Below are 14,197 nucleotides of genomic sequence, written 5' to 3'. Positions count from 1 at the left end.
ATAAATGCAGTAATAATTTATATGACCCGCAAAACGCTTCTAACATTATTAAAAAAATACAACGAAGGTAAAGCATCCAAAACGGAGGAGGATTTTATCAATCGATATTATGAATTATTCGATGCGCTGCCGAATAAGGTAAATGAAAAAGATCTGGGCACCAAAAATGAAATGTATGAAAAACTCATGCAAACCATTCAGCAAGAACCCTCAGTAGTAAAGAAAAAATTCACCCATTGGCATGCCGCTGCTTCTATATTGATAGTAATTTCTTCTGTTTTTGCTATTTACTATCATCATCAAAAACAACAGGTTCTCCCTGAAAAAGTTGCCACTGCTCCGCATGATGTACCACCCGGCAGTAAACGTGCGCAATTAATATTAGGTGGCGGTAAAACAATTATACTTGATGAAAAGAAGAACGGCTTGCTTGCTTTGCAAAATAAGGTTCAAGTTATTAAAACAATAGATGGCAGTTTAAACTTTAAGACGGTAGAATTAAATAAAAAAAATCTCTCTAGCCGCCAAAATCAACTTATTACTCCGCCAGGCGGTAAGTATATGCTAACATTAGCTGACGGTACCAAGGTATGGTTAAATGCTTCCAGTAGACTTTCTTTTCCAAGTAGTTTTACTGGTAATCAAAGAGTCGTAGAACTTGAGGGTGAAGCCTATTTTGAAGTAGCGCAAAATAAATCGTTACCCTTCATTGTAAAGGCTAAAGGTACCAACATAGAAGTTTTAGGGACAGCTTTTAATATTATGGCTTACCTCGACGAGGAAAATACAAAAACAACGTTGGTTGAAGGATCCGTACGTGTTGATAATAGAAATATAAGCAAACAACTCAAACCTGGTTTACAGGCAGTCACTCATTCTTCAGCACCAATTCGAGTAGTTGCTGCAGATATGAAGGAAGCTCTTTCGTGGAAAGAAGGTTACTTCTATTTTAAAGATGAGCCGCTTAACAGTATTATGCGAAAATTACAAAGATGGTATAATATAGAGGTAATATATCATCCGAAAGCTAATAAATATCAAACATTTGGTGGAATGATTTCCAGCAACAATTATATTTCAAGCATCTTAAGCATTATGGAACTAACAGACAACGTACACTTTAAGGTTGAGGGAAGGAGGGTAATGGTTATGCCCTAACAATAGACAGGCTATCCAAAAAAAACCAGAAGCGTTACCGCGCCCCTGGTTATGAATTTAGAAATCAAAAAAAGAATAGCACTCATTTTTTCAATATCCATTTAGACAAATATATGCAATTAATCTACGCCCTAAAATCAAGGGATTGGACGATCCCTCATTTTCAAACATTTTTGGTCATGAAAATTACAGGTTTCCTGATTTTACTCAGTATCCTTCAAGGATATGCAAAGCCTGGGAATGCTCAAAACATTACCCTTTCGGCAAAAAATTTATCTGTGGAGCAGTTTTTGACAAATCTTCATCAGCAAACTAATTTTGATTTTTTCTATGATGCTAAGCTCTTAAAGCAAATTAAACCTATTAATCTTTCCGTGAAAGATGCCTCTATTTCTCAAGTATTACAGCTGGCTTTGCAAAATCAACAACTTACTTACACCATCAAAGGCAATGCTGTAGTTATCAAGAAAAAGGAACCATTGGTAATAAACAAAAATTCATTTGATCATGCGCAGCAGAATACGGTGAATGGAAAAATTACGGATACCACTGGCACTCCCCTGCCAAGAGCGTCCATAAAAGTGAAGGGTACACAGCGGGTTACTGTAACCAATGATAATGGGATTTTCGAATTAAAAGATATCGATCTACAATCCATTCTGATAATTTCCTACACAGGTTATCTTACACAAGAAATACCACTGAATGGTAAAAGCACCTTAGAAGTTACATTAAAAGAAGGATTCGAAGGCTTGGACGAGGTAGTGGTGGTTGGCTATGGAACACAAAAGAAAGTTAATCTTACCGGAGCCGTAGATCAGGTAACAAGCAAGGTGCTTGAAAATAGGGCCATTCCTAATCTCACCCAAGGCTTGCAGGGAACTATACCCAATTTGAATTTGGTGCCGCTCGACGGCAAACCCATTCAGTCGCCCTCGTATAATGTCCGAGGTATAACGTCAATTGGTCAAGGAGGTAACGCTCTGGTGCTTATTGACGGAGTTGAAGGAGATCCTAGTAGACTTAACCCGAACGACGTAGCCACCGTTTCTGTATTGAAAGACGCTTCTTCTGCAGCAATTTACGGAGCCAGAGGAGCTTTTGGTGTTATATTAATTACGACTAAAAATCCGAATCCTGATAAAACCAGTGTCACTTATTCATTTAATCATGGTATCAAAAGTCCTGTGGCATCGCCCGATTTTGTTACAGATGGTTATCAGTTCGCTACAATGTTTAACGATTCTTGGTCAGCTTGGAACGATTATTCTCAAACACCGCAGAACGTTAATAAAACTGTTAAATTTTCTCCTGAATATTTGGCAGAGTATCAGCGTAGAGCAGCAGATCCAAGTTTACCAAAAGTTGACGTAAATGAAGCGGGAGAATATGTATACTATGGCAATACCGATTGGTATAAGGAACTTTATAAAGACCATAACAATTCTAACGACCATAACATCACCATCTCCGGAAGCCAAGGTAAATCTGATTTTTATGTCTCCGGCCGAATGTTCAATCAAAGCGGCCTTTTTCGCTATAATTCTGATGATTATAAATCTTATAATCTCCGTGCTAAAGGTTCCTTACAAGTATTTCCTTGGCTGCGATTTGCCAATAATGCAGATTATTCAAGTATTAAATATCATAATCCTTTAAATGTTGGCGAAGGCGGGAGTATCTGGCGTAATATTTCTGATGAGGGACACACGATGGCACCTATGTTTAATCCAGACGGAACACTTACTTATTCTGCAGCTTATACAGTAGGTGATTTTTGGTACGGTAAAAATGGTGTCGATATGGATAGAAGGGTTTTCCGAAACACCAGTTCTGTAAACACTAATTTTTTCAGCAATCAACTTCGTGTAAATGCAGACTTCACTTTTCAACAGACCAATAACGATGAGCAAAGAAGACGTGTTCAAGTGCCATATAGCCGGATTCCGGGGGTAATTGAATATGTAGGAACCAATACGAATGATCTGCAATTTACGGATAGGCTTACCGATTATCTTGCAACGAACGTCTATGCTGAATATGAGCCGAAATTAACGAACGGCCATTATGTAAAAGCGTTAGTTGGTTTTAACAATGAGCAGTCTACCTTTAAATCCCTTACCACTACCCGTAACGGACTTATCTTTGAAGATGGTACAGACATCAACTTAGCCCTCGGGCAATCTATAACTACTTTAGGAGGTAGAGAAAAATGGGCTATTCGTGGTGGATTTTATCGATTAAATTACGCTTATAAGGACCGTTATCTCATCGAAACCAATGGGCGATACGATGGATCCTCGAAATTTCCGGAAGACCAGCGCTTCGCCTTTTTCCCTTCCATTTCTGCTGGTTGGCGCATTAATAGTGAACCTTTTTGGAATGTTTCGCCAAACTTTATATCTGAATTGAAATTAAGGGCATCATATGGATCACTAGGAAACGGAAGTATTGCGTCTTATGCCTTTCAAGAGCGATACAAGATTACTCAATCAGAAAGGATTTTAAACGGCGTACGTCCGCAACAAACGGGCCAGCCAGGCGTATTGCCAGATGGTCTTACCTGGGAAACTTCTACTACAACCAACGTAGGTTTAGATGTAAGTATGTTAGCTAATCGCCTAACATTGGTAGCAGATGCCTATATACGCAAAACAACCGATATGTTTACGGTGGGCATGACTTTACCCGCTGTTTTTGGCACCGATGTGCCGAAAGGCAATTATGCTGATCTGGAAACAAAAGGATGGGAGGTCTCTGTTCAATGGAATGACAAGTTTGACCTTGGTGCCAAACCTTTCCATTATAATATCCGGTTAAACTTAGCAGATTACCAAGCGGAGGTTACTAAATATAATAACCCTGACAAACGGCTCTCTGATTATTATGCTGGCCAGAAGTTAGGCGAAATTTGGGGTTTCACTACAGCTGGATTTTATACGTCGGCCGAAGATATCGCCAGCTCTCCTACACAAATTCTTTATAAATCATCTACCAGTGGACAAACACTTCCAGGCGACATTAAGTTTGCAGATCTTAATGGAGATGGTGTAATAGATAAAGGGACCGAAACAGTAGGAAATCCTGGCGATATGTCTATCATTGGTAATACGACGCCTAGATATACTTATGGCATTAATTTGGGAGCCGATTGGAATCGTTTTTCGTTTTCTGTTTTTTTTCAGGGCGTAGGAAAACAAGATTGGTATCCTGGACGAGAAGCGGCCATTTTCTGGGGGCAATACAATCGCCCGTATAATAAGATTCCTACTTGGCAACTGGGTGAAATTTGGTCGGAGGATAATCCAAATGCCTATTTACCACGCTATAGAGGATACATTGCGCAGAATGACCAAGCTACACTTCGGCAAAATCAAACACGTTATCTACAAAATGTAGCTTATATCCGCATGAAAAATATACAACTGGGTTATATGCTTCCAGAAAATTGGATTAAACGGCTGGGAATGAGTGCAACACGAATATTCGTTTCGGGTGAAAATCTTTTTACTTGGTCGCCTTTATATAAACGCACCAAAGATTTAGATGTAGAAAATGTTTGGCGTTCGGACACGCTCCTCAATCCACCTACTGATGCTGTAGCCGACCCCAATAATAACAACAGTGGTAACGGAAATAATTACCCTATGTTAAAGAGTATATCTTTTGGTATATCGGCCACTTTTTAATCAAAAGAATTATGATAAAGCATTTAAATATAAATCAAATGAAAGCGACTAAATGGCTGTTTTTCGCAGTACTTATGATTATCTTCACCAGTTGCCAAAAATTAGATCAACAGCCTGAAGATACTGCAACCGGCGAGGCTGTTTTTAATAGTGAGAATGGCTTAGCCTTATATGCAAACTCTTTTTATGATATTTTACCCACGGCAAATAATATTCATCGTGGCGACGAAATGTCAGATTATGGCGCGCGCAGCCAGGTACCTGATTTTTTACGTGTGGGCGCTTATGGCCCTCAACAAAGTGATGGCTGGGATTGGGAAGATTTGCGTAATGTGAACTTTTTTATAGCAAATTGCAATAGTCCATTACTGAGTACAGAAGTAAAAAACAATTATATTGGCTTAGCTCGTTTTTTCCGGGCGTGGTTTTATTTCGATAAAGTTAAACGTTTTGGAGATGTGCCTTGGATTAGCAAACCCTTTACTATTGATGACCCTAATTTGTTCAATGGTCGCGATAATCGAACCGTAGTAATGGATTCAATCTTAGCCGATATTAATTATGCTTGCCAAAACATTACGGCCACAAACGATGCTACCAGAAGTCTTATTACGAAGGACGTTGCTTATGCCTTTAAATCACGGGTATGTTTATTTGAAGGTACCTTTAGAAAATATCATGTGGCATACAATCTTAGTGGATCGGCCAATCAATGGCTCCAAGAGGCTGCTAATGCAGCTGAAGTCGTAATCCAAGGTAATCGGTTTAGCTTAAATACTGCTGGTGGAGAAGAACTTTCTTATCGACAACTGTTTACTAGTGATGCCCCTGTTGCGCAGGAAATAATGTTATCAGCAGTAATGAACGCTTCTTTAAATGTTTTAAACGATGCAAACTGGTGGTGGACGAGTGCTACTTACGGTGCTCGATTGAGTTTTACTCGTACGTTCGTTAATACGTACCTCAATATTGATGGTACGCCATTTACAAATAAATCAAACTATGCCACGATGACTTTTGCAGAGGAAGTAAAGGGCCGGGATAAGCGCTTGCAGCAAACTATCCGTATGGGTGATTACAAACGCCTAAACGGCGGAAAACCGGAAGCGGCTCCTCCTGTATTTTCTTATACCTATACGGGATATCAACCAATAAAATGGACCGTTGATAATACATCTTATGACGGTGGCACGCGCAATACGAATTCTATCTGTATAATTAGATATGCAGAAGTGTTGTTAAATTACGCGGAAGCCAAGACAGAACTTGGCGTACTTAGCGCCACTGATTGGAACAATACAATTGGCGCGCTTCGCCGACGCGCAGGTATTACGGGAAACACATCTTCCTTACCTACTCAGGTAGATCCATATCTACAACAGAATTATTTTAAAGAAACTAGCGATCCAATACTTTTGGAAGTACGTAGGGAAAGAGGTATCGAACTCGCGTTGGAGGGCTTTCGCTTTTATGATATTGTACGTTGGCACAAGGGAGAACTGATGGATCTGCCATGGAACGGCTTTTATGTACCTGCGCTAAATACGCCACTTGATCTTAACGAGGACGGTATATTAGATGTTTGCTTCTTTCAACAGGAACCAGCCCAACGGATTCCTGGTGTTACCTATGTAAACGTAGGTCCTACCATTAGTGGAGGAGTAAATCCACAACAGTTAAAAAATAGTACATCTGGCGAATTGACGTGGCTGAATAACATTAACCGGCATTGGGAGGAAAAGCATTATTTATATCCTATTCCACAAGAAGACTATTTATTAAACCCGAATATCGGACAAAACCCAGGTTGGGAGAACTAAACTCCCAACCGCAAATTTATAAAGATGAGCACAAAACATGTATATTCCCTACTTATCGTTCTGTTATTGATAATCAACGGACTTTATGCACAAACCATTACAGTTGGTTCTTATAACATTCGTTATGCTAACAAAACCGATACAGGTAATCTTTGGCAAGATCGTGCACCAGTAATTATTTCTCTTATTCGATTTCATGATTTTGATATTTTTGGCACACAGGAAGGATTAAAAAATCAGATTGATGATCTCAGTGTTGGACTACCTAATTACGACCGTTACGGTGTTGGCCGAGATGATGGAAAAGACGCTGGAGAGCATTCGGCAATTTACTTTAAAAAAGACAAATTCAATTTGTTGGACAAAGGAGATTTCTGGCTCTCTCAAACACCCGACGAGCCTAGTTTTGGCTGGGATGCACAGTCACACAAACGTATATGCTCTTGGGTATTTTTAGAAGACAAAGCAAGTAAACGTACCTTCTACTTCTTTAATGTTCACTATGACCATCAAGGCATTATCGCCCGAAAGGAAAGCAGTCATTTGATTCTAAAAAAGATAAAGGAGATAGCCGAGGGGGCGCCCACTATTTTAACAGGTGATTTTAATGGTGCCAGTGATACGGAGTGGTATAAGACACTAGCACAATCTGAATTAGTTTTCGATACACAAATACAGGTACAATATCCCTATAAAAGCAATGCGTCTTTTAATTCTTTTGGTTCGACAAAAGCATTGGCCAGTGATCAAATTATCGACCATATTTTTGTAACAAAAGATATCCACGCTAAAAAGTGGGGAATTTTAACAGATACCTATCGTGGTAAATTTCCTTCCGATCACTTTCCGATTCTTACAGTACTAGCGTTTAAAAAGTAGATGCAAGTCCATCATTTAAGCCCTCTTGCTATTATAATTAGCTTAGCGAGAGGGTTTTGGTTAAAAACAGATAAATTAACGTTGTTTTCTTGGTCAAATACCGATTTCAATGTAAACGATATCGATTGCGTAGATTTTTCCTAGCTTTTATTTTTTTTAAAACTGCTATGTCATTATACTTGTACTGATTAGCTATCTATTGCGGGATTCAGCAGGCATTCACGTAAAATAACCGAAATTGTGAAGTGAGTAATTCTTCATTATTTTGCTTGATATTATTTAGCATGATGCAAAAACGGATTTTGTTCCGCAAAAAAATATAAACCATATAATTTATAACTAACCAATAATGATATGACAACAAAGTATGAAAATTCACGTCGCGAATTTATCAAAAAAGCCACTTTAGGTGCGGGAATTGTGGGATTATCTACGATGGGCATCAGTGCCAAAAGTTATGGTCGCATTTTAGGTGCGAATGATCGTGTAAGGGTGGCTATTGTAGGCTTCTCCAATCGTTTTAAAAGTACACTTTGCCCTAGCTTTCTAAACCATTCGAAAAAATTAAATTTTGAGTTCGTAGGTGTCTCCGATATCTGGAATCGGCGGCGTGAGGAGGCAGAAGCTTTTATTAAGGATAAAGCAGGTATGTCGATCGCTAAATATCGAAATAACGATGAACTTTATGCGCAAAAGGGGATTGATGCGGTCATCATCAGTACGGCTGATTTTCAACATGCGCTTATGGCTGCAGAAGCCGTTCGTAATGGTAAGGACGTTTATGTAGAAAAACCTATGGCGGAGACATTGGAGGACGCCAAAGTCTTACTACAAGCTGTAACGGAAACAGGAAAGATATTGCAAGTTGGTTCTCAACGACGTAGCGCACCTAACTATATCGCTGCCAATGAATATATTCGATCTGGAAAATTTGGCGACATCAAAATGGTGGAGATGACCTGGAATGTTAATCAGCCTGGAAGATGGCGACTTCCACAATTGATAAAAGAAATACGCGAGCAGGATACCGACTGGAACCGCTTTTTAATGAATCGGCCAAAAGTAGCATGGGATCCCCGAAAGTATTTAGAATATCGCTTATTCTGGCCTTATTCTTCGGGTATTTTTGGACAATGGATGTCACATCAGATAGATACTGTACATTGGTTTACTGATCTTGAGCACCCAAGAAGTGTAGCAGCCAACGGTGGTATTTACATGTGGGATGACGGACGAACAAACGCTGATACGGTAACCGCGGTAATGGACTATGGCCCGAAGAATGACAAGACTAAGGGATTTCAAGTTCTTTATTCTTCGCGCTTTACCAATTCGGCAGGGGGCATTAAAGAGTTGTACTACTCAAATGCCGGCATGCTGAATTTAGACACGAATCAGGTAACAGATGAAGGTGGATTATCGGGTAAGATGGCGGCTGAAATGGACATGAAAGCTAATTTGTTGCAGCCTTTTACATTGGCAAATGCTGCACGTATAGAAACTTCGGCCAATACGGGCAGCGATCCTATGACATCTCTTCATATGCTGAATTGGATGGAGTGCGTACGTAGCAGAAAAACCCCTAATGCCTCTGTAAAGGCAGGTTATAATCATTCAGTCGCAAATATAATGGCGAGGATAGCAATGGAAACAGGTAAAAAGGTATCTTTTAATGATGAAAAACAAGAAGTAATCGTTGGTTAAATAGTAACACCATGAATTATAAACAAATAAATATTTTGGCGCTTATTGCTATATTAACCATTACAGGATTTAAGTCTGAAAAAAACGGTTTTGCTATTACCGAAAATAAGGTGGAAAAACGTGTTGATATCACTTTCGATGGTCAACCCCTTACCTCCTATATCTATCCTGAATCGTTAATGAAACCAGTGCTATATCCATTACGCACTTCCAAGAATACTTTAATAACAAGAGGGTGGCCTTTTGATCCAAGACCTGGTGAGCGAGTGGATCATCCGCACCATGTGGGCCTTTGGTTTAATTATGGAGATGTGAACGGCCTCGACTTTTGGAATAATTCTACTGCGATACCTGCTGAAAAGAAGAACGAATATGGCACCATCGTACACGCCAGTGTTAATAAGATGGAAGCGACAAATGATCATGCTCTATTAGATGTAACCAAGTACTGGCAAAAACCAGATGGCACTAATATTTTAAAGGAAGATACGCGCTATTTATTCAGCGTTAACGGTGAGATGCGCACGATTGAATTAACCACAAAATTAACGGCGTTGAAAGAGAATGTATCTTTCAAAGATAATAAAGAAGGTCTACTAGGAATCCGTCTGGCGCGAGAATTGGAACATCCTTCAAACGAGCCAGTTAATTTTACAGATGCCAGTGGAAATATAACAGAGGTGGCAAAGCTCGATAATTCAAAAACAACTGGTAAATATCGTAGTAGTGAGGGTATAGAAGGCGATGATGTTTGGGGAACCAGAGGAAAATGGGTAAACTTAACCGGAAAGATTGATAATGAATCTATTTCACTCGTTATCATTGATCATCCAGATAATATTGGTTACCCTACTTATTGGCATGCACGTGGCTACGGTTTATTTGCAGCTAATCCCCTAGGTCAAAACGCAATGAGTGGCGGTGAAGAAACATTGAATTTTTCCCTGCCTGCAGGGAAATCAATTATCTTCAAATATAAAATACTTATCAATTCGGGAAGCCATTTAACTGACAAAGAAGTGAATGCTATTGCAGAGACCTTTGCAAAGGAAAAATCTTAATTACATAGGTTTTATTACACAACATCATTTAACGGCAATGTACGTAAAAAAGGCCTTCGATCTCCTTGATTGAAGGCCTTTTACCAATTATAAACCTAAATTATGATGCTACAAAGAATGGTATACACAATAACAACAATTTAGAAAATACTTCCCGGCTAATTTTTAGTGTAAATCAGCGTTCGTTACTAAAGGAGAAATAAACAGACAGTTTTACCAGTTCAAAATAATCGAACTGGCAAAGACTACCTGCGACTATCTGTTTCAGTTCTAGTTAAATTAGTCGAAAAAGAAGTAGTGTAAGGAAACATTAAAATACATTTTAGCAATCTTTACTATTTGAAGCATCAATAAATACTTCATTCGTGCCAATCGCTAGAAGTCAATTTACATTCCTTACAGTTCGAAAACGCACAAAAAACTGTCCGATTTCGAACATAACCGTCAACATAAAACAAATAAGACACTGTAAATAAGCATTTTAAAAATACGGCATAAATTTTACGGGATTCAGCATATAATAGAATTGTATTATGCTCGGTATTAATAAAATCAAGACAAAAATTGCTTTTTCACTATTTTTTAGTTTTCTAACATTGACTTTGTTGACTACTATGCTGCCGCTCACACCTGAGTGGGGACATGGGCAGAAAATAGCATGTTGTTATACTAGTTGCAAAAACGGGGTAAAGTCGTTAGATAACAATACAAGTAAACAAATCTTCACGCTGCATAATCTTTATAGACGGTTAGGAATAGATTTTGATTGAACCTATGTGTACAGAACCTAAAGAGCCATTACAAACTGGTATAAAAGCAACATCCATCCCCCAACGAGAAGCAGTCCTCCTAGAGGTGTAACCGGGCCTAAAAACCTGAGTTTATTACCAAATGCAGCGCTTAGGCAAAGACCATAAATACTAAAAGAAAATAAAAATGTACCGACAATGAATAAAACTGTGAATGCTTGATAAAAAGTTGCAGTCTCCTCACATAACTGCCCAACTACGATTAACACAATAGCATGGTACATCTGATATTTCACACCCGTTTCAAAACTCTGCAACTGCTCGTCCGTAAACCTTCTTTTTAAAGCATGTGCGCCAAATGCACCAAAAACCACAGCCAATAACCCAAAGGCTGCTCCAAAAACTTGAGCAATCATATCTATTTTCTATTTAATAACAGCTACTCATTCTTATCTACCTATCGAACTATTATAAACTAGAAATATTGTAATCGAATAGTTATCAAGCAACATGTAATAGCTCTTAGCTTTAGTCTCAAAGTTAATATTTTGAGCATCAAACATAAGAAAAAACAATTATTACTACACCAAAAATGAAGTAATTGATCTTATTTTGTACATTCGCCTTATTCATTTTGAAACAGTATGAAGAATCGTGCTATCCAAGGCTGCCTATTGACAGATATAGATTCAACAGTTTGACAGTATGTAAATAGGAGAGATTTGAAAAATCGAGCTGTCGATAAGGGAAATAAAACAAAAATTAATCTAGATGATGAGTATATAAGAGACTATGATGGAATTAAATATTGCCGTTCTTATTGATGCAGATAATGTTTCAAATTCAAAAATAGAAAACATCTTAGATGAAGTAAAGAGACATGGTACTCCTTCCATTAAACGCATCTATGGAGATTGGACAAGTCCTTACGTTGCGGGTTGGAAGGATCCTTTACTTACACATGCTATAACACCTATTCAGCAGTACAGTTATACGAGTGGTAAAAACTCCACTGATTCCGCTCTTATTATAGATGCTATGGATATTCTTCATAGTCAGAAGGTTGACGGCTTCTGTATTGTATCAAGTGACAGTGATTTTACAAGACTAGCTATACGACTTCGAGAATCAGGCAAGTTAGTAATAGGGATTGGTCAAAAGAAAACTCCTAAGCCTTTTATTGCTGCTTGTGATAAATTCATATACATCGAAATTCTTAGTAATAATAACACGCAGGCTACAGCGGCAATAGGTAATAAAGTGCAAGAAAAGGGAGTTGAAACACAAGAAAAAGAGACACAAAAATCAGTTGACACAGAACCTATTAGCAGCAATTTCATAAGACTCTTAAAAAATACAGTAAATGATGTAGCCGATGAAAGTGGTTGGGCATTTTTAGCAGAAATCGGCGCTTTGCTCAATAAAAGAAAACCTGACTTCGACCCTCGTATTTATGGCTTTTTAAAATTGGCTCCCTTATTTAAGTCGCTAAATAGATACTTTGAAATTGATGAAAAAAATGTTGAAAACACGAAAATAAAACATATCTACATTAAAAATAAAGATAATAAACGATCTTCTAAATCAAAAAAAGAATATTGATTAACCAAGTATTATTCACCACTGACCTATCTTATCCTCAAGCGGTCACTTACCTTATGCGACATCAATATTCAACTTATACCTCAGCAGGGAAACCCGAATAACCAATCTATATCTCGCTTAAAGCATCCTTCAAAATCGTGAACGACCGCAATTTCTTTTCGCTATCATAGATATAAGAAGCTGCCATCAACTCATCAATACCCGTTTCCGCAATAAACACTGATAATTTTTGGCGAATGCTTTCCTTACTTCCTATAAACGTGCAAGCCGTCATATTATTCACTGCATATTGTATTTCTGGGTTCCAATAAGGTTCTAATGATGGGACAGGGGGTTGCAAAGGTTGGCGTCTATCAGTAAGAATGCCAATAAACATACGAAATAAGCTCGTTGAAAGTACTGCCGCTTCTTCATCTGTTTCCGCTGCAATAATATTCACACAGGCCATTACGTAAGGTTTTTGAAGCTGATCGGAAGGACGGAATTCACGCTTATAAATATCTATGGCAGCGCGAAATTGGGCTGGAGCGAAATGAGAGGCGAACGCATATGGTAAGCCAAATTTTGCAGCCAAATGGGCACTGTCGGTGCTAGATCCTAATATCCAAATGGGTATATCGAGTCCTTCTCCTGGAAATGCGCGCACTTTACTAGCTACATTTTCAGTATGAAGAAATTGTTGCAACTCTTTCACGTCGTCAGGAAACTGGTAGGCGGCATTCATATTATTCTTCCTTATAGCCATCGCTGTTAGTTGGTCCGTACCAGGTGCTCTTCCTAAGCCTAAATCAATTCGACCAGGATATAATGTTTCAAGAGTTCCGAATTGCTCCGCGATAATAAGAGGTGTATGGTTAGGCAACATAATGCCACCAGAACCCACGCGAATATTTTTTGTGTGGCCTGCAACATGACCAATAAGCACCGCGGTAGCGGAGCTCGCTATATGTTCCATGTTGTGGTGTTCTGCTAACCAAATGCGTTGGTATCCTAATTGTTCTATGTGTTGAGCGACTTCTACAGTACTATTAATTGCAGTGCCGGCGTCTCCGCCTTCAACTACTACGGCCAATTCAAGAGCCGATAAGGGAATTTGCTTTGTCATTAACAACAAAGTTAAACTTCACTACTATCAAAAAAGAATCTGTGCTGTAAGCGTAACGTCAAAATAAATCCAATGACGCATGTTTAAGTTCGGAGAAAAAACTGGGGATGGCCAATCCATTTCATTTGGCTGTAACAAAAAAAAGGGCCGTACAGCAATGCTGTACGGCCCAGTAAAAGGTGGCACCGACCTACTCTCCCACATGTTACTGCAGTACCATCGGCTCTGGCGGGCTTAACTTCTCTGTTCGGTATGGGAAGAGGTGGACACCGCCGATATAGGCACCCGAATATCTTTATATGACATATATACCGGAAGAAAAAAAACAGGAAGACAACAGTCTGCTGCTGCTTGAGAAAGCTTCGGGCTATTAGTACTGCTCGGCTATGGTATCTCTACCTTTACACCTGCGGCCTATCAACGTGGT

The 14,197-nt window shown here is 38.9% G+C and carries 9 protein-coding genes and 1 rRNA gene; 7 read left to right on the top strand and 3 right to left on the bottom strand.

Going from position 1 to position 14,197, the window contains the following annotated elements:
* The first annotated feature begins 21 nt into the window (after positions 1-21).
* From BMY50_RS21485 to BMY50_RS21460, 6 genes are all read left to right on the top strand, one after another.
* Positions 22-1,158, top strand: a complete 1,137-nt coding sequence (locus BMY50_RS21485; protein ID WP_139202307.1) for a FecR family protein — start codon at positions 22-24, stop codon at positions 1,156-1,158.
* 179 nt (positions 1,159-1,337) lie between these two features.
* Positions 1,338-4,847, top strand: a complete 3,510-nt coding sequence (locus BMY50_RS21480) for a SusC/RagA family TonB-linked outer membrane protein (RefSeq protein WP_093328935.1) — start codon at positions 1,338-1,340, stop codon at positions 4,845-4,847.
* Positions 4,848-4,885: 38 nt separating this feature from the next.
* A complete protein-coding gene (locus BMY50_RS21475; RefSeq protein WP_093329350.1) occupies positions 4,886-6,667 on the top strand; it encodes a RagB/SusD family nutrient uptake outer membrane protein in 1,782 nt (593 codons plus the stop codon).
* A gap of 24 nt (positions 6,668-6,691) precedes the next feature.
* Entirely contained in the window at positions 6,692-7,546 is an 855-nt protein-coding gene (locus tag BMY50_RS21470; protein ID WP_093328932.1) for an endonuclease/exonuclease/phosphatase family protein, read from the top strand.
* Positions 7,547-7,900: 354 nt separating this feature from the next.
* The gene (locus tag BMY50_RS21465) at positions 7,901-9,250 is read left to right on the top strand and encodes a Gfo/Idh/MocA family protein (protein WP_093328930.1); all 1,350 of its coding nucleotides are present in this window, start codon (positions 7,901-7,903) and stop codon (positions 9,248-9,250) included.
* Between the two features lie 11 nt (positions 9,251-9,261).
* Positions 9,262-10,311: a DUF6807 domain-containing protein gene (locus BMY50_RS21460; RefSeq protein ID WP_093328927.1), complete on the top strand. Its 1,050-nt coding sequence runs from the start codon at positions 9,262-9,264 to the stop codon at positions 10,309-10,311.
* Positions 10,312-11,098: 787 nt separating this feature from the next.
* Here the strand turns inward: BMY50_RS21460 and BMY50_RS21450 are convergent.
* Positions 11,099-11,476, bottom strand: coding sequence for a DUF423 domain-containing protein (locus BMY50_RS21450; RefSeq protein ID WP_093328921.1), 378 nt, complete (start codon positions 11,474-11,476; stop codon positions 11,099-11,101).
* 376 nt (positions 11,477-11,852) lie between these two features.
* On the opposite strand from BMY50_RS21450, the gene BMY50_RS21445 reads away from it, so the two are divergent.
* Positions 11,853-12,662, top strand: a complete 810-nt coding sequence (locus BMY50_RS21445; protein ID WP_093328917.1) for an NYN domain-containing protein — start codon at positions 11,853-11,855, stop codon at positions 12,660-12,662.
* Between the two features lie 109 nt (positions 12,663-12,771).
* Here the strand turns inward: BMY50_RS21445 and BMY50_RS21440 are convergent, their stop codons facing one another.
* Complete coding sequence (locus tag BMY50_RS21440) at positions 12,772-13,770, bottom strand: LLM class flavin-dependent oxidoreductase (protein ID WP_093328913.1); 999 nt, start codon at positions 13,768-13,770, stop codon at positions 12,772-12,774.
* A 177-nt stretch (positions 13,771-13,947) separates the two neighbouring features.
* Positions 13,948-14,059, bottom strand: a 5S ribosomal RNA gene (gene rrf, locus BMY50_RS21435).
* Between the last annotated feature and the right edge of the window lie 138 nt (positions 14,060-14,197).

It is taken from the genome of Olivibacter domesticus, assembly GCF_900109575.1.
GTDB lineage: Bacteria > Bacteroidota > Bacteroidia > Sphingobacteriales > Sphingobacteriaceae > Olivibacter > Olivibacter domesticus.
Note: the sequence above shows the minus strand (reverse complement) of the source record. Positions and strands in the feature narration are given on the sequence as shown.

Excerpts from the sequence above, each read along its gene's own strand:
- BMY50_RS21450 (WP_093328921.1), bottom strand. The coding sequence starts at position 11,476 with ATGATTGCTCAAGTTTTTGGAGCAGCCTTTGGGTTATTGGCTGTGGTT.
- BMY50_RS21445 (WP_093328917.1), top strand. The coding sequence starts at position 11,853 with ATGATGGAATTAAATATTGCCGTTCTTATTGATGCAGATAATGTTTCA.
- BMY50_RS21475 (WP_093329350.1), top strand. The coding sequence starts at position 4,886 with ATGAAAGCGACTAAATGGCTGTTTTTCGCAGTACTTATGATTATCTTC.
- BMY50_RS21480 (WP_093328935.1), top strand. The coding sequence starts at position 1,338 with ATGAAAATTACAGGTTTCCTGATTTTACTCAGTATCCTTCAAGGATAT.
- BMY50_RS21440 (WP_093328913.1), bottom strand. The coding sequence starts at position 13,770 with ATGACAAAGCAAATTCCCTTATCGGCTCTTGAATTGGCCGTAGTAGTT.
- BMY50_RS21470 (WP_093328932.1), top strand. The coding sequence starts at position 6,692 with ATGAGCACAAAACATGTATATTCCCTACTTATCGTTCTGTTATTGATA.
- BMY50_RS21485 (WP_139202307.1), top strand. The coding sequence starts at position 22 with ATGACCCGCAAAACGCTTCTAACATTATTAAAAAAATACAACGAAGGT.
- BMY50_RS21465 (WP_093328930.1), top strand. The coding sequence starts at position 7,901 with ATGACAACAAAGTATGAAAATTCACGTCGCGAATTTATCAAAAAAGCC.
- BMY50_RS21460 (WP_093328927.1), top strand. The coding sequence starts at position 9,262 with ATGAATTATAAACAAATAAATATTTTGGCGCTTATTGCTATATTAACC.